The sequence below is a fragment of the Ruegeria alba genome, from assembly GCF_022321465.1.
GTDB lineage: Bacteria > Pseudomonadota > Alphaproteobacteria > Rhodobacterales > Rhodobacteraceae > Ruegeria_B > Ruegeria_B alba.
Genome location: NZ_JAKOEM010000010.1, coordinates 60488 through 80349, shown reverse-complemented (window position 1 = coordinate 80349; position 19862 = coordinate 60488). Strand labels below are relative to the sequence as shown.

The 19862-nt window shown below is 64.1% G+C and carries 15 protein-coding genes and 1 pseudogene; 11 read left to right on the top strand and 5 right to left on the bottom strand.

Annotation, left to right across the window (positions count from 1 at the left end; genetic code table 11):
- The first annotated feature begins 96 nt into the window (after window positions 1-96).
- Entirely contained in the window at window positions 97-1872 is a 1776-nt protein-coding gene (xsc, locus tag MB818_RS12645; RefSeq protein WP_234137102.1) for a sulfoacetaldehyde acetyltransferase, read from the top strand.
- 5 nt (window positions 1873-1877) lie between these two features.
- Window positions 1878-3038 (top strand): acetate/propionate family kinase, encoded by a 1161-nt coding sequence (locus MB818_RS12640; RefSeq protein WP_234176218.1) that lies wholly within the window; start codon window positions 1878-1880, stop codon window positions 3036-3038.
- A gap of 7 nt (window positions 3039-3045) precedes the next feature.
- Here MB818_RS12640 and MB818_RS12635 read toward each other — a convergent pair whose 3' ends face one another.
- The gene (locus MB818_RS12635) at window positions 3046-3897 is read right to left on the bottom strand and encodes a phosphate acyltransferase (RefSeq protein WP_238905291.1); all 852 of its coding nucleotides are present in this window, start codon (window positions 3895-3897) and stop codon (window positions 3046-3048) included.
- Window positions 3898-3933: 36 nt separating this feature from the next.
- Here MB818_RS12635 and MB818_RS12630 point away from each other — a divergent pair, with 36 nt between their 5' ends.
- The 4 genes from MB818_RS12630 (at window position 3934) to MB818_RS12615 (ending at window position 9730) form a co-directional block, all read left to right on the top strand.
- Window positions 3934-5067, top strand: a complete 1134-nt coding sequence (locus tag MB818_RS12630; RefSeq protein ID WP_238905289.1) for a citrate/2-methylcitrate synthase — start codon at window positions 3934-3936, stop codon at window positions 5065-5067.
- Between the two features lie 118 nt (window positions 5068-5185).
- Window positions 5186-8011, top strand: a complete 2826-nt coding sequence (locus tag MB818_RS12625) for a molybdopterin oxidoreductase family protein (protein ID WP_234216150.1) — start codon at window positions 5186-5188, stop codon at window positions 8009-8011.
- An 82-nt stretch (window positions 8012-8093) separates the two neighbouring features.
- The gene (locus MB818_RS12620) at window positions 8094-8843 is read left to right on the top strand and encodes a 4Fe-4S dicluster domain-containing protein (protein ID WP_234216151.1); all 750 of its coding nucleotides are present in this window, start codon (window positions 8094-8096) and stop codon (window positions 8841-8843) included.
- Window positions 8843-9730, top strand: a complete 888-nt coding sequence (locus MB818_RS12615) for a dimethyl sulfoxide reductase anchor subunit family protein (RefSeq protein WP_238905287.1) — start codon at window positions 8843-8845, stop codon at window positions 9728-9730. The genes MB818_RS12620 and MB818_RS12615 overlap by 1 nt, the downstream gene beginning before the upstream one ends.
- A 94-nt stretch (window positions 9731-9824) precedes the next feature.
- Here the strand turns inward: MB818_RS12615 and dapA are convergent, their stop codons facing one another.
- Entirely contained in the window at window positions 9825-10697 is an 873-nt protein-coding gene (gene dapA / locus MB818_RS12610; RefSeq protein WP_238905286.1) for a 4-hydroxy-tetrahydrodipicolinate synthase, read from the bottom strand.
- A gap of 139 nt (window positions 10698-10836) precedes the next feature.
- Between dapA and MB818_RS12605 the strand changes: the two genes are divergently transcribed.
- On the top strand, window positions 10837-12819 hold the full coding sequence (locus tag MB818_RS12605) for a lytic transglycosylase domain-containing protein (RefSeq protein ID WP_238905285.1): 1983 nt from the start codon (window positions 10837-10839) through the stop codon (window positions 12817-12819).
- On the opposite strand, the gene MB818_RS12600 is transcribed toward MB818_RS12605, so the two are convergent.
- Both MB818_RS12600 and mnmC2 read right to left on the bottom strand, forming a co-directional pair.
- Complete coding sequence (locus MB818_RS12600; protein ID WP_238905284.1) at window positions 12775-13671, bottom strand: DMT family transporter; 897 nt, start codon at window positions 13669-13671, stop codon at window positions 12775-12777. The two genes, MB818_RS12605 and MB818_RS12600, sit on opposite strands and share 45 nt — an antisense overlap.
- Window positions 13668-14333, bottom strand: a complete 666-nt coding sequence (gene mnmC2 / locus MB818_RS12595; RefSeq protein WP_238905283.1) for a tRNA (5-methylaminomethyl-2-thiouridine)(34)-methyltransferase MnmC2 — start codon at window positions 14331-14333, stop codon at window positions 13668-13670. The genes MB818_RS12600 and mnmC2 overlap by 4 nt, the downstream gene beginning before the upstream one ends.
- A 49-nt stretch (window positions 14334-14382) precedes the next feature.
- On the opposite strand from mnmC2, the gene MB818_RS12590 reads away from it, so the two are divergent.
- Complete coding sequence (locus MB818_RS12590) at window positions 14383-15426, top strand: NAD(P)/FAD-dependent oxidoreductase (RefSeq protein WP_238905282.1); 1044 nt, start codon at window positions 14383-14385, stop codon at window positions 15424-15426.
- Entirely contained in the window at window positions 15423-15893 is a 471-nt protein-coding gene (locus MB818_RS12585; RefSeq protein WP_238905280.1) for a GNAT family N-acetyltransferase, read from the top strand. Before MB818_RS12590 ends, MB818_RS12585 begins: the two co-directional genes overlap by 4 nt.
- Window positions 15894-15972: 79 nt before the next feature.
- Here MB818_RS12585 and MB818_RS12580 read toward each other — a convergent pair whose 3' ends face one another.
- Entirely contained in the window at window positions 15973-17718 is a 1746-nt protein-coding gene (locus MB818_RS12580) for a DNA polymerase III subunit gamma/tau (RefSeq protein ID WP_238905278.1), read from the bottom strand.
- Between the two features lie 438 nt (window positions 17719-18156).
- On the opposite strand from MB818_RS12580, the gene MB818_RS12575 reads away from it, so the two are divergent.
- Window positions 18157-18570, top strand: a complete 414-nt coding sequence (locus MB818_RS12575) for a transposase (protein ID WP_234165514.1) — start codon at window positions 18157-18159, stop codon at window positions 18568-18570.
- Between the two features lie 102 nt (window positions 18571-18672).
- Window positions 18673-19700 (top strand): annotated as a pseudogene (locus MB818_RS12570) (IS110 family RNA-guided transposase).
- The last annotated feature ends 162 nt before the right edge of the window (window positions 19701-19862 follow it).

The following is a 19862-nucleotide window of genomic DNA, read 5'->3' as shown; positions in this document are numbered from 1 at the left end:
GCCCTAACGCCTGCCTTCCCGTTGCGCCTAAACCTTTAACCAAGATGCCGGTTCCCGCTGTGGCCGGCCAATCAGAACACCATGGAGTGCGATCTCATGAAGATGACGACCGAAGAAGCCTTCGTCAAAACCCTGCAGATGCATGGCATCCAGCATGCGTTTGGCATCATCGGATCGGCGATGATGCCGATTTCCGACCTGTTCCCCTCGGCCGGGATCACCTTCTGGGACTGCGCGCACGAGGGCAGCGCCGGCATGATGGCCGACGGTTACACCCGTGCCACCGGAAAGATGTCGATGATGATCGCCCAGAACGGCCCCGGCATCACCAATTTCGTGACCGCTGTCAAAACCGCCTACTGGAACCATACACCGCTTCTGCTGGTAACCCCGCAGGCCGCCAACAAGACCATCGGTCAGGGCGGTTTCCAGGAAGTCGAGCAGATGAAACTGTTCGAGGACATGGTCGCCTATCAGGAAGAGGTGCGCGACCCCACCCGCGTGGCCGAAGTACTGAACCGCGTGATCATGAACGCCAAGCGTGCCAGTGCCCCGGCACAGCTGAACATTCCGCGCGACATGTGGACCCAGGTCGTCGATATCGAACTGCCCGCGATTGTCGAGTTCGAACGTCCGTCGGGCGGTGAGCAGGCCGTAGCACAGGCGGCCGCGCTCCTGTCGGATGCAAAGAACCCGGTAATCCTGAACGGCGCGGGCGTGGTTCTGTCCAAGGGCGGCATCGCGGCCTCCAAGGCGCTGGCCGAGCGGCTCGATGCGCCGGTCTGCGTTGGCTACCAGCACAATGATGCTTTCCCCGGCTCGCATCCGCTCTTTGCCGGCCCGCTGGGCTATAACGGCTCGAAAGCCGGGATGGAGCTGATCAAGGACGCTGATGTTGTGCTGTGCCTTGGCACCCGTCTGAACCCGTTCTCGACCCTGCCGGGCTATGGCATGGAATACTGGCCGGCAAATGCCAAGATCATCCAGGTCGACATCAACCCCGACCGGATCGGCCTGACCAAGAAGGTTACTGTGGGCATCATCGGCGACGCGGCCAAGGTGGCGACCGGCATCCTGAACCAGCTGTCGGGCACCGCCGGGGACGAAGGCCGCGCCGCGCGCAAGGCCAGGATCGCCGAGACCAAGTCGCGCTGGGCACAGCAACTGACCGAGATGACCCACGAGGATGACGATCCGGGTACCACCTGGAACCAGCGCGCCCGCGATGCGAAACCCGAATGGATGAGCCCCCGCATGGCCTGGCGCGCGATCCAGAGCGCCCTGCCGAAAGAGGCGATCATCTCGTCGGACATCGGTAACAACTGCGCCATCGGCAACGCTTATCCCTCGTTCGAGGATGGCCGAAAGTACCTGGCCCCCGGCCTGTTCGGTCCCTGCGGTTACGGCCTGCCCGCTGTTGTCGGCGCCAAGATCGGATGCCCGGATGTGCCGGTGGTTGGTTTTTCGGGTGACGGTGCCTTTGGTATCGCGGTCAACGAGCTCACGGCAATCGGGCGTGGCGAGTGGCCGGCGGTCACCCAGATCGTGTTCCGCAACTATCAGTGGGGTGCGGAAAAGCGGAACTCCACCCTTTGGTTCGACGACAACTTTGTCGGCACCGAGCTGGACGAGCAGGTGAGCTATGCCGGCATCGCCAAGGCCTGTGGCCTGCAAGGCGTTGTCGCGCGCACCATGGATGAGCTGACCGCCGCGCTGGCCAAGGCCATCGAGGATCAGAAGGCGGGCAAGACCACCCTGATCGAAGCGATGATCAATCAGGAACTGGGCGAACCCTTCCGCCGCGACGCCATGAAGAAACCCGTTCGCGTGGCCGGTATCGACAAGGCCGACATGCGCGAACAGCAGGTCTGAGCGACATGCACGAACCCGGCGCCAAAGACAGCATTCTCGTACTCAACGCCGGGTCCTCGTCGATCAAGTTCGCGGTTTTCGGACCCGACCTGACAGAGCTGCTATCAGGACTCGCCGCCGGTATCGGTGGCGTGTCCTTCCTTCAGGTTGGTTCGGAAAAGACCGAGCTGCCGCTGATCGACCACCGCGCCGCCCTTGCTGCCGTGCTCAAGGCCCTCGAGACTGCGGGGGTGCGGGTCGCGGACCTGCGCGCCGCCGCCCATCGTGTTGTCCATGGCGGGCGAAAGCTGACCGCGCCCGTGCGCATCACGCCCGAAGTGCGGGCCGAGATCGCCGCCTGTTCACCGCTGGCGCCGCTACACAACCCGCACAATCTCGCCGCCATAGACACGCTGGCCGAGCTGGCGCCGGAGTTGCCGCAATTCGCCAGTTTCGACACCTCGTTCCACGCCACAAACCCCGAGGTTGCGACCCGCTACGCAATCCCTCGGATGATCGAGACCAAGGGCATCCGTCGTTACGGGTTCCATGGCCTAAGCTACGCCTCACTGGTACGCCGCCTGCCCGAGATCTCGGGCGAGGCGCTGCCCTCGCGCCTTTTGGCCTTCCATCTCGGAAATGGCGCCTCGCTTTGTGCGATCAAGAACGGTTGTTCCATAGCCACGACCATGGGCTATTCCCCGCTCGATGGATTGACGATGGGTACCCGCTCGGGCGGGATCGACGCCAATGCCGTGCTGCGCCTGGTCGAGGATCATGGGTTGGAGCGCACAAAAGCGATACTCAACCACGAAAGCGGGCTGTTGGGCCTGTCGGGCGGAAAGTCCGACATGCGCCGCCTGATGCTCGACCATACCGCCGACAGCGATTTCGCCATCGAGCATTTCTGTTACTGGACGCTGCGCCATGCCGGGAGCCTGATCGCCGCGATGGAGGGGCTCGATGCCATCGCCTTTACCGGTGGCATCGGGGAAAACGCGATCGGCGTGCGCGCCCGCATCCTGCGCGGCCTTGAATGGCTGGGTGCTCGCATGGACCCCGACGCCAACCACGCCGCCAAGCCGCGCCTGCACACGGACAACTCGAAAGTCGCGATCTGGATCGTCCCGGCCGAGGAAGAGCGCATGATTGCCCGCGACGCCCAGACCCTCCTGGAGGCCGCATGACCCGTGGCTATACCAGCGCCAGCGTCACTGCCGTTGCGGCAACGATGTCGTCAACCGTGGCGCCCCGGCTCAGGTCGCAGACCGGCTTGCGGAACCCTTGCAGGATCGGTCCCATTGCCTGTGCGCCGGCCAGTTCCTGGCACAGCTTGTACGCGATGTTGCCCGCATCGAGATCGGGAAATACCAGTACATTGGCATCGCCCGCGCCCAGCCCCTTCTTGGCGGCGATGCGCGCATTCAACGCCGCGTCCGCCTGTACCGGCCCCAGGAATCCGGTGGCCTCTGCCGCCGATCTGACAAGGTCGACGCTGTCACCCGCGCCCGAGGTGCCGGTTGAATATGACAGCATCGCCACGCGGGCAGAGCCCAGAAGCGCGCGCGCCGACACCTCTGACGCACGCGCAATCGCTGCCAAAGCCTCGGCGTCCGGGGTCACGTTCACCGCGCAATCGGCAAAGATGAGTTCGCGCCCGTCAGGAAACCGCATCAGGAAGAACGACGACGGCACCGAGACCCCTTCGGCCAGCCCGATCGCGATGGCGGCCGCCTCGATCACCCGCTTGGTTGGGCTGTCGGCACCTGCTACCATCGCTTCGGCCTCACCGCTGGCGACCATGGCGGCGGCCAGGTACAGGGGTTTGCCCAGCATGCGGCGCGCGACCGCCTCTTTCACTCCGCGCGCCTCGACCAGAGCCGCGACATGGGCCTCCGAAGGGGTGCCCAGACCGACCGGCTCGCACAAGCCCTGCCGGGCCAGTTCCGCCGAGGCTGCCGCCACGCGCGGGTCATCCATTTCCGGAAACACCACCCGCGCCCCGCGGGTTTTGGCTTTTTCGATGGCGCGCTGCTGTGCGGTCATGGGCCCCTCCAATTCAGTCACCGAAGGGAGACAGCGATGAGCGACGAGGTCAAGATCAACCGTGGTCTGGTGGGCGTCTATTTCGAACGCTCGGGCGTCAGCCATATCGACGGATCGCAGGGTGAACTCAGCTATCGTGGCTATTCGATCCACGATCTCGCCACCCATTCCACCTTTGAAGAAGTGGCGTATCTGCTGATCCATGGCGAGCTTCCATCCGTGGCGGAACTTGCTGATTTCGATTCCCGGCTGAAAGCGGCGCGCAGCCTGCCACCTGCGGTTCTCGACATCATCCGTGCCACAAAGGATGGCCACCCGATGGATGTGCTCCGCACCGCCGTTTCGGCGCTGGCCGCGCTGGAACCGGGCAGCCGCGCGGTCAGCGAGGAGGCCTTTGTCGAGAACGGCATTAGCCTGACCAGCCAGATCCCGATGATCGTCGCCGCGCATGAGGCAATCCGCAATGGGCGCGACCCGGTGACCCCCGACAACACCCTGTCGCACGCGGCCAACTGGCTCTGGATGCTCAAGGGCGAGAAACCCTCAACCGACGCCGCCCGGCTGGCGGATGTTGATTTCATCCTGCATGCCGAGCATGGCTCGAACGCCTCCAGCTTTGCCGCCCGCGTGACCATCGGGACCGAGGCCAATCTGCACGGCGCCATCGTGACCGCGCTGTCCACGCTCGCGGGCCCCGCCCATGGTGGCGCCGCCGAGGACGTGATGAAGATGGTGCAAGAGATCGGCAGCCCGGAGAAGGCGGCGGATTACGTCAAGGCCAAGCGCAAGGCGCGGGAGCCGGTCACTGGCTTTGGCCACCGGGTCTATCGCACCGAGGACCCGCGCGCCCGCCATATGCGCGAAGGTGTGCGCAAGCTGGGCGAGGAAATGGGTGCGCCGGAATGGTATGCCATCCTGCAAGCCGTGGTCGCGGCGATGCAGCCTTACGCGCGGCACGGGCTGAACGTGAATGTCGATTTCTATTCGGGCGTGATCTACCAGCTGCACGGCATTCCGATGGACCTCTATGTACCGATATTTGCCATCGGCCGCGTGCCGGGCTGGATCGTGCAATGCATCGAGCAACTGCGGCGCAATATCCTGATCCGACCGCTTACGCTCTATGACGGTCCGGACCCACGGGCCTATGTGCCGATCGGAAAGAGATAGCTTTACCAATCAAGAGCACAAAGCGAACGACATCGTCCCGACAATGGGACGAATTTCAGAAAACGGTTCGCAAATCCATTCTTGCGCAGTACCGTTGGCGAAAAAAAGGGAACAGGGAATGACCTTTCAGCAGCCGCAGATCGACACCTCGCCGCATGTCTCGGACGAGGTCCGCAAGACGACGTGCTACATGTGCGCCTGCCGATGCGGGATCAACGTGCACATGAAGAGCGGCAAGGTCGCCTATATCGAGGGCAACCGCGACCACCCGGTGAACAAGGGCGTGCTCTGTGCCAAGGGCTCTGCCGGGATCATGCAGGTCAACGCCCCCTCGCGCCTGCGCGCACCGCTGAAACGGGTGGGGCCGCGCGGCTCGGGCGAGTTCCAGGAGATCAGCTGGGACGAGGCGCTGGAGATCGCCACCGGCTGGCTGAAACCGATCCGCGAGAACGATCCGTCGAAACTGGCCTTCTTCACCGGGCGCGACCAGTCGCAAAGTTTCACCAGCTTCTGGGCACAGAATTTCGGCACCCCGAACTATGCCGCGCATGGCGGCTTCTGCTCTGTCAACATGGCGGCGGCGGGCATCTATACGATGGGCGGCGCGTTCTGGGAATTCGGCCAGCCCGACTGGGATCATACCAAGCTGTTCATTCTCTTCGGCGTGGCCGAGGATCATGATAGCAACCCGATCAAGATGGGCATCGGCAAGATCAAGGCGCGCGGCGCGCGGGTGGTCGGCGTCAACCCGATCCGCTCGGGCTATAACGCGGTGGCCGACGACTGGTACGGGATCACGCCCGGCACCGACGGGCTGTTGATCCTGTCACTGATCCACGTGCTGATGAAGGCGGGAAAGATCGACCTCGACTATCTCGCCCGCTACACCAACGCGCCCTGTCTGGTGATCGACAATCCCGGCGCCGACGATCACGGCCTGTTGCTGCGTGATGCGGAGGGCAAGGTGCTGGTGATCGACCGGGTCAGCGGCGAACTGGCCCCCTTCGACCGTCCCGGCGTGCGCCCCGATCTGTCGGGCAGCACCGAGGTGAACGGACGCACCTGTCGCACGGTGATGCAGTCCATGGCCGAGCGTTACCTGAGCGCGGAGTACGCGCCCGAGGCCGTGGCCGACCGCTGCGGTATCCCGGCGTCGCGCATCCGCGCGCTGGCCGCCGAGATTGCCCGCGTCGCCTTTGACGAGGCGTTCGAAATCGAACAGGAATGGACGGATTTCCGGGGCGAGACCCACAAGGTGATGAAGGGCCGCCCGGTCTCGTTCCACTCGATGCGCGGGGTCTCGGCCCATGCCAACGGCTTCCAGACCTGCCGCGCCCTGCACCTGTTGCAGATCCTTTTGGGCACAGTCGAAGTGCCCGGCGGCTTCCGCTTCAAACCGCCCTATCCCAAACCGGTCGAGGCCCATCCCAAACCCCATTGCAAGGTGACGCCGGGCGCTCCGCTTGACGGCCCGCACCTGGGATTCGTGCGCGGCCCCGAGGATCTGGCGCTGAAACCCGATGGCAGCCCCGCGCGCATCGACAAGGCGTTCACCTGGGAAAACCCGATGTCCTCGCACGGACTGATGCATATGGTGATCTCGAACGCCCATGCCGGCGATCCGTACAAGATCGACACGCTGTTCATGTACATGGCGAACATGTCATGGAACTCGACCATGAACACGCGCGGCGTGATCGACATGCTGACCGACAAGGACGAAAGCGGCGAATATGTCATTCCGCGGATCATCTATTCCGATGCCTATTCTTCGGAAATGGTGGCCTATGCCGACCTGATCCTGCCCGACACCACCTATCTGGAGCGGCACGACTGTATCTCGCTGCTCGACCGTCCGATCTGCGAGGCGGATGCCGCCGCCGACGCGATCCGCTGGCCGGTGATCGAACCCGACCGCGATGTACGCGGCTTTCAGACGGTGCTGGTGCAACTTGCCAACAAGCTGAAACTGCCCGGATTCACGGATGAGAACGGCGCGGCGAAATATGCCGATTACGCCGATTACATCGTCAACCACCAGCGCAAACCCGGCATCGGCCCGCTGGCCGGTTTCCGGGGCGCGGCAGGTGACAAGGCCGGGCGCGGCGAGGTCAACCCGGATCAGCTGAACCGGTATATCGAAAACGGCGGCTTCTTTGTCGAACACGTGCCGGAGGCGGCGCAGTATTACAAACCCTGGAACGCGGCCTATCAGGACTGGGCCGTGGGCATGGGGCTTTATGACAGCCCGCAGCCCTACCTGTTCCAGCTCTATTCGGAACCCATGCGCCGGTTCCAGCTCGCCGCCGAAGGCCATGGCGAACGGCAACCGCCCGATCACTTGCGCGACCGGATCAGTCAGCGGCTGGACCCGCTGCCGATCTGGTACGAGACCGACCAGCAAGGTAACGAAGGCTTCACCGTCAACGCGCTGACCCAGCGACCCATGGCGATGTATCACAGCTGGGGCACGCAGAATGCCTGGCTGCGGCAGCTGCACGGGCGCAATCCGCTCTACGTGCCGACGAAAATCATGCGCGAGCAGGGGATGAAGGATGGCGACTGGGCGCGCCTGACCTCGCCCCATGGAGAGATCGTGGTGCCGGTGATGGAGATGGCGGCGCTCAATGAAAACACCGTCTGGACCTGGAACGCGATCGGCAAGCGCAAGGGGGCCTGGGCGCTGGAACCGGACGCGCCCGAGGCCACCAAGGGCTTTCTGCTCAACCACCTGATCCACGAATTGCTGCCACCCAAGGGCGACGGGCTGCGCTGGGCTAACTCCGACCCGGTGACCGGTCAGGCGGCGTGGTTCGACCTCAAGGTGAAGATCGAAAAGGTGGCGGGCCCCGAGGAGAGAGCTGAAAGCCAGCCCGAGTTCCCCGCGTTGAAATCGCCCGTGGGAACCGGTCCGAAAGAGCTGACATGGAAGGTGGGAAAATGAGCGGAACAATTTTCTGCACAGGAAATTGCCAAGAAAATTCGGCGAATTTTCTTGCGCGCGCCTGTGGCCATTGGAGCGGGACATGACCAGCCTACCAAAGACGACCGACCGCAAGCTGGGGCTGGTGATCGACCTAGATACCTGTGTCGGTTGCCATGCCTGCGTGATCTCCTGCAAAGGCTGGAACACCGAGAATTACGGCGCGCCGCTCAGCGATCAGAACCCCTATGGCGCCGATCCGTCGGGCACCTTTCTGAACCGGGTGCATTCCTACGAGGTGCAACCCGACCAGGGGCACGCCCAGCTGATCCATTTCCCGAAATCCTGCCTGCATTGCGAGGACGCGCCCTGTGTCACCGTCTGCCCGACCGGCGCCAGCTATAAGCGCTCGGAGGACGGGATTGTTCTGGTCAACGAAAGCGACTGCATCGGCTGCGGCCTCTGCGCCTGGTCCTGCCCTTATGGCGCGCGCGAACTGGATCTGGCCGAAGGCGTGATGAAGAAATGTACCCTCTGCGTCGACCGCATCTATAACGAGAACCTGCCCGAGGTGGACCGGGTGCCTTCCTGCGTGCGCACCTGCCCGGCCGGTGCGCGTCACTTCGGCGATCTGGGCGACCCGAACAGCGCCGTGTCACAACTGGTGGCCGAACGCGGCGGCATGGACCTGATGCCGGAAATGGGCACCAAGCCCGTCAACAAGTACCTGCCGCCGCGGCCCAAGGATCGGATCGAAGATCAGATCGATATCCTGGCACCGCTGCTTGCCCCGGTGGCCGAAGAACCCAAAGGGTTCATCGCCTGGCTTGACAAGGCCCTGGAGAAACTCTGATGTATCCTGCTCCTTCCGTCATCATCTTTACCACCTTGTCGGGCCTCGGCTTTGGCCTGCTGGCATTTCTCGGTCTTGGCCTGCCGGACGTTTCGGGGTGGGTGGCCTTTGTCTTCTTTGCCATCGCCTTTGGGCTGGCCGTCGGCGGGCTTCTGGCCGCGACCTTTCACCTTGGCCGGCCCGAGCGCGCCTGGAAGGCCTTCCGCCAGTGGCGCACAAGCTGGCTTAGCCGCGAGGGCTGCGCCGCCGTCGCGGCGCTGCTTGTCATGGGGCTCTATGCCATTGGCGTGATCTTTCTGAACCAGCGCTGGAGTGTGCTTGGCTGGCTGGGCGCTGCGCTTTCGTTGGGCACGGTATTCACCACGTCGATGATCTATGCGCAGCTCAAGACCATTCCGCGCTGGAACATGAACCTGACACCGGCGATGTTCCTGTCCTTCAGCCTCGCCGGCGGCGCGCTGTTGGCCGGCCAGAGCGCAGCCGCGATCGTGCTGCTGCTGATCGCGGGTGCGGTGCAACTGGCCTACTGGAAACAGGGCGACGCTGCGCTGGCGAACTCGGGCACCGATATCGGCACCGCGACCGGGTTGGGATCGCGCGGCACCGTGCGCGCCTTTGAGCCACCGCATACCGGTTCCAACTATCTGCTGCGGGAATTCGTGCATGTCGTCGGCCGCAAACACGCGGCAAAGCTGCGAATGCTGGCCTTGGGCTTTGGCTTTGTCCTGCCGCTGGCGCTGTTACTGGTGCCGATGCATGACGTTGTCTTTAAGCATCTGCTCGCCCTGATTGCCGTGATCGCACATCTGATCGGCATCGCCACGTCGCGCTGGCTGTTCTTTGCGCAGGCGGAACATGTGGTCGGGCTCTACTACGGCAAACGTTAGCCTGCGCGGCAACGACGCGATTTGAGTATTTTTGACCAGAAAGAAGCAAGAGCCCGGCGCCCAGGTATCGGACGCCGGGTTTTTGAAAGGGTCGTTACAACAGCCCGGCGTGCTTCATTGCCGCGTCGATCGACGCCTTGGTGCTGTCTTCCAGACCGGTCAGCGGCGAGCGGACCTCTTCGCTGCACAGGCCCAGTTTCGACAGGGCATACTTGGCGCCGACCAGACCCGGCTCGATAAAGATCGCCTCGTGCAGGGGCATCAGCCGGTCCTGATAGGCGAGCGCCTTGGCATAGTCACCGGCAAGCGTCGCCTGCTGGAATTCGGCGCACAGGCGCGGCGCCACGTTGGCGGTGACCGAGATGCAGCCGACTCCGCCATGGGCGTTGAAACCCAGCGCGGTGGCATCCTCGCCCGATAGCTGGATGAAATCGGCGCCGCAGCTGGCGCGCTGCTGGCTGACCCGGGCCAGATCGCCGGTGGCATCCTTGACGCCCACGATACGCGGCAGTTTCGCCAGCGCGCCCATGGTGGCGGGCGTCATGTCGACAACCGAGCGGCCCGGGATGTTGTAGATCACGATCGGGAGCTCGGCGCAGTCATGCAACGCGGTGAAATGCGCGATCAGTCCACGTTGTGTGGGCTTGTTGTAATAGGGCGTCACCACCAATGCCGCATCGGCGCCGACTTGCTGGGCGAATTGCACAAAGCGGATCGCTTCGGTGGTGTTGTTCGACCCCGCGCCCGCGATCACCGGCACCCGGCCGGCGGCTGCCTTGACCACCTCGGCCACCACGGTTTCGTGTTCCTCGTGGCTCAGCGTGGGGCTTTCGCCGGTGGTGCCGACGGGCACCAGACCGGTCGAGCCTTCGCCGATCTGCCATTCGACAAGACGTTTGAGCGCCTCCAGGTCCAGCTCGCCGTTGCGGAACGGGGTGACGAGGGCAGGCATCGAGCCTTTGAACATGGAAAACGCTCCCTAAATAGAGTGGTAAGCGGGCAGATGCCCGCCGGTTCCCCCGCTTGGTCCGGAAAGTGAATTGATCCGGGCCGCGCAAGGTATAACGTGAAAGGCTCTAGCCTTGGTTCGGCAGGAAATGCAAGGGATGTCCCGCGTTCTGATCGCCAGTCTGGCCGCGATTTTCTGGTGTTTTGCGGCAATCGGCCCTGTATGGGCCGATGCTGCCGCGAATCTCCGGGTTGCTCTGCGGGAAATGCGGGCCGAGAACTGGACCGAGGCGCTGAGGGTCGCGGGCGCGCGCGGATCGGTGTCGCGCGACATCATCGTCTGGCACTGGCTGCGCAGGAGCTATGGGACCGATGGCGATGCGCTGGTGTTTCTGAACCGCCGGGGCGATTGGCCGGGTCTTGACTATCTGCGCCGACAATCCGAGCCGCAATTCACCCTTTCCCCGCCGGAACGGGTGCTGGAGTTCTACTCGGGCGCACCGCCGCAGACCGCCGAGGGGGTTTTGAACTATGCTGTGGCGCTGCTGGCCACGGGACAGCGTGGCGATGCCGAGGCCGAACTCGTCAAGGCCTGGCGCACCCTGCCGATGGGCGCCGGGCTGCAACGCGATTATATCGAGAATTACGGCAAACTGCTGGCGCCGCATCATGTCGCGCGGCTCGACCGGATGCTGTGGGAGGGCTACACCATCAGCGCCAAGCAGATGCTGTTGCTGGTGGACGAGGGCCAGCGCAAGCTGGCACAGGCGCGGATCGGATTGCAGGATCGGGTGCCTGGAATTGATGCCCTGATCGCCGCTGTGCCCGAGGCATTGGCGCAGTCGCCGGGGCTGGCGCATGACCGATTTGTCTGGCGTGACCGAAAGGAGCTGGATGACAGCGCCATAGACCTGATGTTGGAACGCTCGGTCAGTGCCGAGGCGCTGGGCGAGCCGGGCATGTGGGGCAAGGCGCGCGCGCGGCTGACGCGGCTGATGATGCGGCAGGACCGCAACGAACGTGCCTATCAGATGGCCGCGCGCCATTTCATGACACCGGGCGTAGGCTATGCCTATGCCGATCTGGAATGGCTAGCGGGGTATCTTGCCTTGGCCAAGCTGGGCGACCCAGCTGCGGCCGTCGCCCATTTCCAGCGTTTCGATGCGGCGGTCAACTCGCCGATTTCGAAAGGGCGGGCGGGCTATTGGCTGGGCCGCGCCTATGCGGCGCTGGGCGATGTGGACAAGGCCCATGCCGCCTATGCCATGGGGGCCGAGCATCAGACCTCGTTCTATGGTCTGCTGGCTGCCGAGCGGATCGGGCGCCCGTTCGACCCGGCCCTGGCCAACCCGCCCGCAACGCCCCCCTGGCGCGAGGCGGCATTCATGTCCTCCAGCGTGCTTGAGGCCGGGCTGCTGTTGCTGCGTGCCGGAGAGCGGGATCTGGCCGAGCGGTTCCTGACCCATCTTGCCGAGAGTCTCGACCCGGTACAGGCGACGCAGCTGGCCGAGATGGCGCTGGAGATGCAGGAACCGCATCTGTCGGTGATGATCGCCAAGCGAAAAGCGCAAGAAGGGGTGGTGCTGACCGGCGCCTATTACCCGCTGCATCCGGTCGGGCGGCTGAACCTGCCGATGGCGCCCGAAATGACGCTGGCAATCGCGCGCCGTGAAAGCGAGTTCGACCCGGTGGTGATTTCGGGTGCGGGCGCGCGCGGCCTGATGCAGGTGATGCCCGCGACGGCGCGGCTGGTGGCCGACACGCTGGGTATTCTGGGCGGGCACTCGACCGACAGTCTGACGTCCGATTGGGAGTATAACGCCAAGCTGGGCGCCAATTACCTGGCCGAACTGGCCGGAGAGTTCGACGGCAATGTGGTGATGATGGCGGCGGGCTATAACGCCGGCCCCAATCGCCCGATAAGCTGGATGGAGCGGTTCGGCGATCCGCGCAGCGGCACTCCGGATATCGTCGACTGGATCGAACATATCCCGTTCGAGGAGACCCGCAATTACATCATGCGGGTGACCGAGAGCCTGCCGGTCTATCGTGCGCGCCTTGGCAAGGAACCGCTGCCGTTGCCGTTTTCCGCCGAACTAGCGGGATCGACTTTGCGCGCGTTCGCGCCACAGGGTGAATAGACCGGCGGCCACGATCAGCGCGGCGCCGATGATGACGGCGCTGCGCAGGGTCTCGCCAAACACGGTGATGCCCAGGATCGCGGTCCACATCAGGTGGAAATAGGCAAAGGGTTGCACCGCGCTGGCCTCGGCCATCTCGTAGCACTTGATCAGCAGCCAGTGCCCGGTGGCGCCGCTGACACAGAGCAGCGCCATCCAGCGCCAGTCGGCGGCATTCATCGGCTCCCAGAACCACAGGCCCACGGCAGTCATCGCAACCGCCCCCGACACGCCCGTCCAGAAAAAGCTTGTGGCGGTGCTGTCCTGACGGGCGGCATAGCGGGTCAGCAGACCATAAAGCGCGAACATCAGGGCCGAAATCAGCGGCACCACCGCCCAGGGGTTGAACACGCCCATGCCCGGCTGAAGGATGATCAGCACGCCGACCAACCCGACCCCGATCGCGGCCCAGCGCCGCCAGCCGACCTTTTCCCCCAGCACCGGGCCGGACAGGGCCGCCACCAGAAGGGGATAGCAGATGAACACCGCCATGCTCTCGATCAGGCCCAGAACGGTAAAGCCGAATACCGCCACGCAGATCTCGCCCGCCAGCAGCAACCCGCGAAAGATTTGCAGGCCCGGTTGTGCAGTTCGGGTGGCAGCCCGCAATCCGCCGCGCGACCGGGCCGCCAGCGCAATCACGAAAGCGGCAAAGAACCAGTATCGGATCATCACCACCATGTAGGTGTTGTAGCTTGACGCGAGATGGCGCGAGATACCGTCCTGAAGTGCGAACACCACCGTGGCGGCCAGCATCAGCGCGATCCCGGCGGGAATATTGTTCTGCTGCACCCGTGCCGTACCTTGCGTCATGGCAGAACCCCTTGTGTCATGTGCCGTTTGCGGCCGTATCCCTGCACGCGCGTCACGGCGAAGCCCGCCGCCTCCAGCCCGCGCCGCACAAAGCCTGCTGCCGTGTATGTGGCAACCGTGCCGCCCGGCGCTGTCCGGTTTGCGACATGGGTCAGCAAATCTTCCTGCCAGAGCTCGGGGTTCTTGGCGGGAGAGAAGCCGTCGAGGAACCAGGCATCGGCCCGGCCCGTCCATTCCGGCAGGGTCTGACGTGCGTCGCCCTGCACCACATCCAGTTGCAGTGTACCCAGATCGCAGCGAGCCCCGGTCCATGCCTTCAGGAATCGCTCGGCCCAGGGGCCAAGCTCGGGGAAGGCCGCCAGCGCCCGGGCCATGTCGCCCGGCGCCATCGGATAGGCCTCGAAACTGGTGAAACGCAGCGGGCCGGTCATGCCTGCGCCTTCCCAGGCGGCCCAGGCGGTCAGCATGTTGAGCCCGGTGCCAAAGCCCAGCTCGGCGATATGAAAGCCCGGTCGGAACCGCTCTGGCAGGCTGTTGCCCGCTAGAAACACATGCCGCGTCTCGGCCAGACCGTTTTCAAGCGAGAAATAGGGATCGTCGAACCGGTCCGAGACCGGTATCCGGTCCTCGGTCCAGCTGAGTTCCGCTTGCTGGTCAACCATGCGAATATCCCCTACGAAATCGGCGCGACACTGGCGAAAGGGACGGGCGATGGCAATGGCCGATGTGACGATACGCGGCGCGGGGATATTCGGCCTTTCCATCGCATGGGCCTGCGTCCTGCGCGGGGCGCGAGTGCAGGTGGTCGATCCGTTCGGGCCGGGGGCCGGGTCGTCCGGCGGGCTGGTTGGTGCGCTGGCTCCGCATGTGCCCGAAAACTGGAACGCCAAGAAGGCGTTCCAGTTCGACAGCCTGATGATGGCCGAAGGATTCTGGGCGGGGGTCGAGGCGGCAGGCGGCGTGTCGCCCGGCTATGGCCGTACTGGGCGCCTCCAGCCGCTGGCGGATGATCGCGCCGTGGCGCTGGCGCGCGAACGGGCCGAAACTGCCCGCACCCTGTGGCAGGGGCAGGCCGAATGGCGGGTCCGCCCGGTTGCGGAGGTGGGCAGCTGGTGCCCGCCCTCACCCACCGGGCTGGTGGTGCAGGATACGCTCAGCGCCCGCATGCATCCGCGCCGCGCCTGTGACGCGCTGGTCGCGGCGCTGGCGGTGCGCGGGGTCGAGGTGCTGGTCGAGGCGCCCGACCGGGGGCAGGTGGTCCATGCCACCGGCATCGCCGGGCTGGAAGAGTTGAACCGCACGCAGGGTCGCATCGTGGGGACCGGGGTCAAGGGCCAGGCGGCGCTGTTGCGCTTCGATGCCGGGCGACAGGCGCCGCAGCTTTTTGCCGATACGATGCATATCGTGCCCCACGCGGATGGCACGCTGGCAGTCGGCTCCACCTCGGAACGCGACTATGACGACCCGACCGGCACCGATGCGGCACTGGACGCGGTTCTGGACCGCGCAATGCAGGCGGTGCCGCTGTTGCACGGGGCCGAGGTGATCGAGCGCTGGGCGGGCGTGCGCCCCCGCTCGCGCTCGCGCGCGCCGATGCTGGGGGCGCATCCGCTCTATCCCGGCCAGTTCATCGCCAATGGCGGGTTCAAGATCGGCTTCGGCATGGCGCCCAAAGTGGCCCAGGTGATGGCCGATCTGGTGCTGGAGGGGCACGACAGCATCCCCGAGGATTTCCGCCCGGAGGCTTCGCTGTGAACCTCTCCCCCTACCGGGTCGCACCGGATAGCCCACAAATCGGGGCGATTCTGAGCCTGATCCGCAAGAGCTTCGCCTTCATGGATGGCCGGATCGACCCGCCCTCGTCGATGCATCGTCTGACTGAAGAAACAGTCGCGGATCATGCGGCGCGGCACGAAATCTGGGCACTGGGAACACCCCCGCTGGCGGTGGTTTTCCTGACGGTCAAACCCGGGCGGCTCTATCTCGGCAAGCTTGCGGTGGACGCTGGATTACGAGGGCAAGGGCTGGCCCGCCGACTGGTGGCGCAGGCCGAGACCCGCGCCCGCGCGCTGGGCCTGCCGGTTGTCGAACTGGAAACGCGGGTGGAACTGGTGGAGAACCACGCCACTTTCACCAAGCTTGGCTTTGTCCAGACCGGAGAGACCGCACATCCCGGTTACGACCGACCCACCTCGATCACCATGCAAAAGACGCTCGTCTGAAGCGCGCCGACGATCGCTGCGGACGACCACGAGAATTTTCGTCGAAAATTCTCGGCGCTCCGCGTTCGAGAGGCGGTGCTCAGCCGTCTTCGAACGGATCCCATTCATCCTCGACCTCGGGCAGCGCCTCGGTCACCACCTTGGCGGCGCGCTGTTCGGGGGTCTCGATATGGGTGATCCGCGCCTTGGGAAACTGCGCCAGCACCGCCTGCACCAGCGGGTGTTCGCGCGCCTTTTCCTCCAGCGCGTATTTCTCGGCGTTGCGGACCTCGTCGATGGTCTTGCCGCCGCCCTGCGCCACCACGCTCACCGCCCAGCGATTGCCGGTCCAGCGTTGCAGCGCACTGCCCAACCGCTGCGCCAGATCGGCGGGCGCGCGCTCGGTCGGCTGAAACTCGATCCGGCCCGGCTGATAACTGACCAGCCGCAGATCCATCTCGATATCCGCCAAAAGCTTGCCGTCGCGATTGGCGCGGATCAGCTCGACCATATGTTCAAACGTGGGAAACCGCGCCAGCGCGGTTTGCGCATCCTGTGCCAGCGCTGCCACCGGCCCACCGCCGCCGCCGCGCGGGGCGGGCGCATAGCTGGCGCTTACCCCGTTAGAGACCGGGGCAGCCTGACCGCCGCGCGCCCCGCCGCCGGGGTTCGGCGGCGGCGGCGCATCCTGCAACCGCTTGATCAGTTCCTCGGGGCTGGGCAGGTCGGCCACATGGGTCAGCCGGATCACCGCCATTTCGGCGGCCATCATCGCGTTGGGGGCCGCGGCCACCTCTTCCAGTGCCTTCAGCAGCATCTGCCACATCCGGGTCAGCACCCGCATCGGCAGCGCATCCGCCATCTGCCGACCACGCGCGCGCTCGTCTGGCGATACGGTCGGATCCTCGGCGGCATCGGGCGTGATCTTGACCACCGATACCCAATGGGTGATCTCGGCCAGGTCGCGCAGCACCGCCATCGGGTCCGCACCTTCGGCATATTGCGCGCCAAGTTCGGTCAGGGCCGCGCCCGCATCGCCGCGCAGGATCATGTCCATCAGGTCCAGCACACGGCCACGGTCGGCCAGCCCCAGCATCGCGCGCACCTGCTCGGCGCTGGTCTCGCCCGCGCCATCGCTGATCGCCTGATCCAGAAGAGAGGTAGCATCGCGCGCCGACCCTTCCGCGGCCCGGACGATCAGCGCCAGCGCATCCTCGGCGATCTGGGCGCCTTCGGCATCGGCAATCCGGCGCATCAGCGCGATCATGTCCTCGGGTTCGATCCGGCGCAGGTCGAACCGCTGGCAGCGGCTCAGCACCGTTACCGGCACCTTGCGGATCTCGGTGGTGGCAAAGATGAACTTCACATGCGCGGGCGGTTCTTCGAGCGTTTTCAAGAGCGCGTTGAACGCGCTCGTCGACAGCATGTGAACTTCGTCGATGATATAGATCTTGTAGCGCGCGCTGGCGGCGCGATAGCGGACGCTGTCGATGATCTCGCGGATATCGTTCACGCCGGTCCGGCTGGCGGCGTCCATCTCCATCACGTCGACATGGCGGCCTTCCATGATGGCCACGCAATGCTCGCATTGTCCGCAAGGCTCGGTGGTGGGGCCGCCGGCGCCATCCGGCCCGATACAGTTCATCCCCTTGGCGATGATTCGCGCGGTGGTCGTCTTGCCGGTGCCCCGGATGCCGGTCATGATGAAGGCCTGCGCGATCCGGTCGGCGGCAAACGCGTTTTTCAGCGTCCGCACCATCGCATCCTGACCCACCAGATCGGCAAAGGTCTCGGGCCGATATTTGCGGGCCAGCACCTGATAGGGGGTCGAGGGCGCGTCGGACATTGTTAGCTTTCGTCGGGTCTGGATTCTACGTCCGCAGACGGTACTTGGCGAAGGTGTGAAGGTCCACCGCTTGTGTGGATGTATTCTGACAACGGTGGATTCCTTTCCCGAGAAGCAATATTTGAGCACGCCTTAGACCACCAAAAACGTGTGCCGCTTCTTACCGCAACCGTGACCTGAACCCGCGCATGTCCTGGGCTGTGCGTTACGATCAACCCGGGTAGGCTGTCGAGGGACACTCTGCTCTGCGGTTCAGATCGCGCCAGCTTGCCAACTGTACTCTCCAGAAAGTCGAACGGCACGGTATTGTCAGTGTTTCTTTCGGCAGGCCGACAAACTACGATCCTCATCGAGGCAGATAGAAGGAGCAGCCTAGGGTCAGGACACATTTATTTCCGCTTAAGGGCGTGATTCACGGTTCGAAAACGAGCGGTGACCATGTCTGACCTTTTCTGGCTTACGGACGCGCAGATGGCGCGCCTTGTGCCCTTCTTCCCGAAGTCCCACGGCAAACCTCGCGTTGATGATCGACGTGTGTTGAGCGGAATTATCTTCATCAACCGCAATGGGTTGCGATGGAGGGATGCACCCAAGGAGGACGGTCCGCACAAGACCCTGTACAACCGTTGGAAACGGTGGAGCGACAAGGGGCTACGCGCCTGCATCCCTGGCCCGAAGCAGCGAAAGAAACCGGTAAAGTACGACAAGCGTCGGTACAAACGCCGAAACCGGATCGAGATCATGTTCGGCAGGTTGAAGGACTGGCGACGTGTCGCAACCCGCTACGACAGGTGCCCGAAGGTCTTCCTGTCAGCCATCGCTCTCGCTGCCACCGTCCTTTTCTGGCTATGAGATGCTGTAACGGGGCCTGCGTCACGCACGACCGTTGCCACTTGTCAGATCAGCACCGCGCTGTCGCCATTCCCGTATTGAACCCAGATGGAGGATGACGGGATGGAGCTATTTTTTGGATTGGATTTGTCGTTGGCGAAAACTGCAGTGTGTGTGGTCAGCGAGCATGGCCAGATCGTCAAGGAGGCGGAGACTGAAAGTGAACCCGAAGCTCTGGCGCGCTGGTTGGTCGAACTTAACGGCAGCATCGCAGCAATTGGCCCAGAAGCCGGGCCACTGTCGCAATGGCTGCACCGAGGCCTGACCGAAGCTGGCCTTGATGTGGTGCTCATGGAAACGCGCCAGTTGAAAGGAGCGCTGAAGGCGATGCCGATCAAGACGGATCGACGCGATGCAGAAGGGATTGCACGCCTTCTTCATCTCGGCTGGTTCCGGCCGGTCCACTGCAAATCCGTCTCTGCTCAGGAAACCCGAGCGGTTCTCGGCGCTCGAAAGGCTATCCAGCAGAACATGATCGCTCTGGAAATGTCGTTTCGTGGACTACTGCGGAACTTTGGCCTCAAGGTCGGTGCGATCTCCCGCGGTAGGTTTGAGACACGCATTCGGGAATTGGCTGATGGTAATCCGATGCTGGAAACCGCGACAGAGCCGATGCTGCGGGCCCGAGCGCCCCTGCGGCAGGAACTGACCGGTCTCGAAAAACACGTGCGCCAGTTTGCCGGGGACGATCCAGTTTGCTGTCGCCTCATGACAATGCCGGGAACCGGCGCGGTCGTGGCGCTGACCTCCGTGCAGCTATCGATAATCCAAAGCGCTTTCGCTCTTCGAAGCGGGTCGGCCCCTGGGTTGGTCTGACGCCCTCACGCAACCAGTCCGGTGAACGGGACGTGTCAGGCGGCATCACCAAAGCTGGTGACGTCAATCTGAGGCGCGCATTGTGCCAGGCGGCAACCGTCATGATGAACCGTGGCCGATCGACATGGCTGAGAGCATGGGGAGCCCAACTCGCACAGCGGCGTGGAAGCAAAATTGCGATGGTCGCCCTCGCACACCGCATCGCGGTCATTCTTCATCGGATTTGGGTTGATGGCTCAACCTTCCAATCAGATGCGGCATCGAACCTTGTCTGACAGAATGATATCCCACCAGTTGCCTGCTTGATTGCAGGCTTTCGAGGACCCGCAGGGACGTGGTTCCGATGATGCCGGGGTCTGGATTGTCGCTGCCTCCGTCAAGCACGCCTATGAGAAGGGCACATCGGAAATTTATCGAACCAGCGTCATGTTGGCAGC

Bases quoted from the DNA above. Each gene is read 5' to 3' on its own strand.
- MB818_RS12625 (WP_234216150.1), top strand. From the start codon at position 5,186: ATGACCTTTCAGCAGCCGCAGATCGACACCTCGCCGCATGTCTCGGAC.
- dapA (WP_238905286.1), bottom strand. From the start codon at position 10,697: ATGTTCAAAGGCTCGATGCCTGCCCTCGTCACCCCGTTCCGCAACGGC.
- MB818_RS12575 (WP_234165514.1), top strand. From the start codon at position 18,157: ATGTCTGACCTTTTCTGGCTTACGGACGCGCAGATGGCGCGCCTTGTG.
- MB818_RS12580 (WP_238905278.1), bottom strand. From the start codon at position 17,718: ATGTCCGACGCGCCCTCGACCCCCTATCAGGTGCTGGCCCGCAAATAT.
- MB818_RS12605 (WP_238905285.1), top strand. From the start codon at position 10,837: ATGTCCCGCGTTCTGATCGCCAGTCTGGCCGCGATTTTCTGGTGTTTT.
- MB818_RS12630 (WP_238905289.1), top strand. From the start codon at position 3,934: ATGAGCGACGAGGTCAAGATCAACCGTGGTCTGGTGGGCGTCTATTTC.
- MB818_RS12600 (WP_238905284.1), bottom strand. From the start codon at position 13,671: ATGACGCAAGGTACGGCACGGGTGCAGCAGAACAATATTCCCGCCGGG.
- MB818_RS12590 (WP_238905282.1), top strand. From the start codon at position 14,383: ATGGCAATGGCCGATGTGACGATACGCGGCGCGGGGATATTCGGCCTT.
- mnmC2 (WP_238905283.1), bottom strand. From the start codon at position 14,333: ATGGTTGACCAGCAAGCGGAACTCAGCTGGACCGAGGACCGGATACCG.
- MB818_RS12635 (WP_238905291.1), bottom strand. From the start codon at position 3,897: ATGACCGCACAGCAGCGCGCCATCGAAAAAGCCAAAACCCGCGGGGCG.
- xsc (WP_234137102.1), top strand. From the start codon at position 97: ATGAAGATGACGACCGAAGAAGCCTTCGTCAAAACCCTGCAGATGCAT.
- MB818_RS12620 (WP_234216151.1), top strand. From the start codon at position 8,094: ATGACCAGCCTACCAAAGACGACCGACCGCAAGCTGGGGCTGGTGATC.
- MB818_RS12640 (WP_234176218.1), top strand. From the start codon at position 1,878: ATGCACGAACCCGGCGCCAAAGACAGCATTCTCGTACTCAACGCCGGG.
- MB818_RS12615 (WP_238905287.1), top strand. From the start codon at position 8,843: ATGTATCCTGCTCCTTCCGTCATCATCTTTACCACCTTGTCGGGCCTC.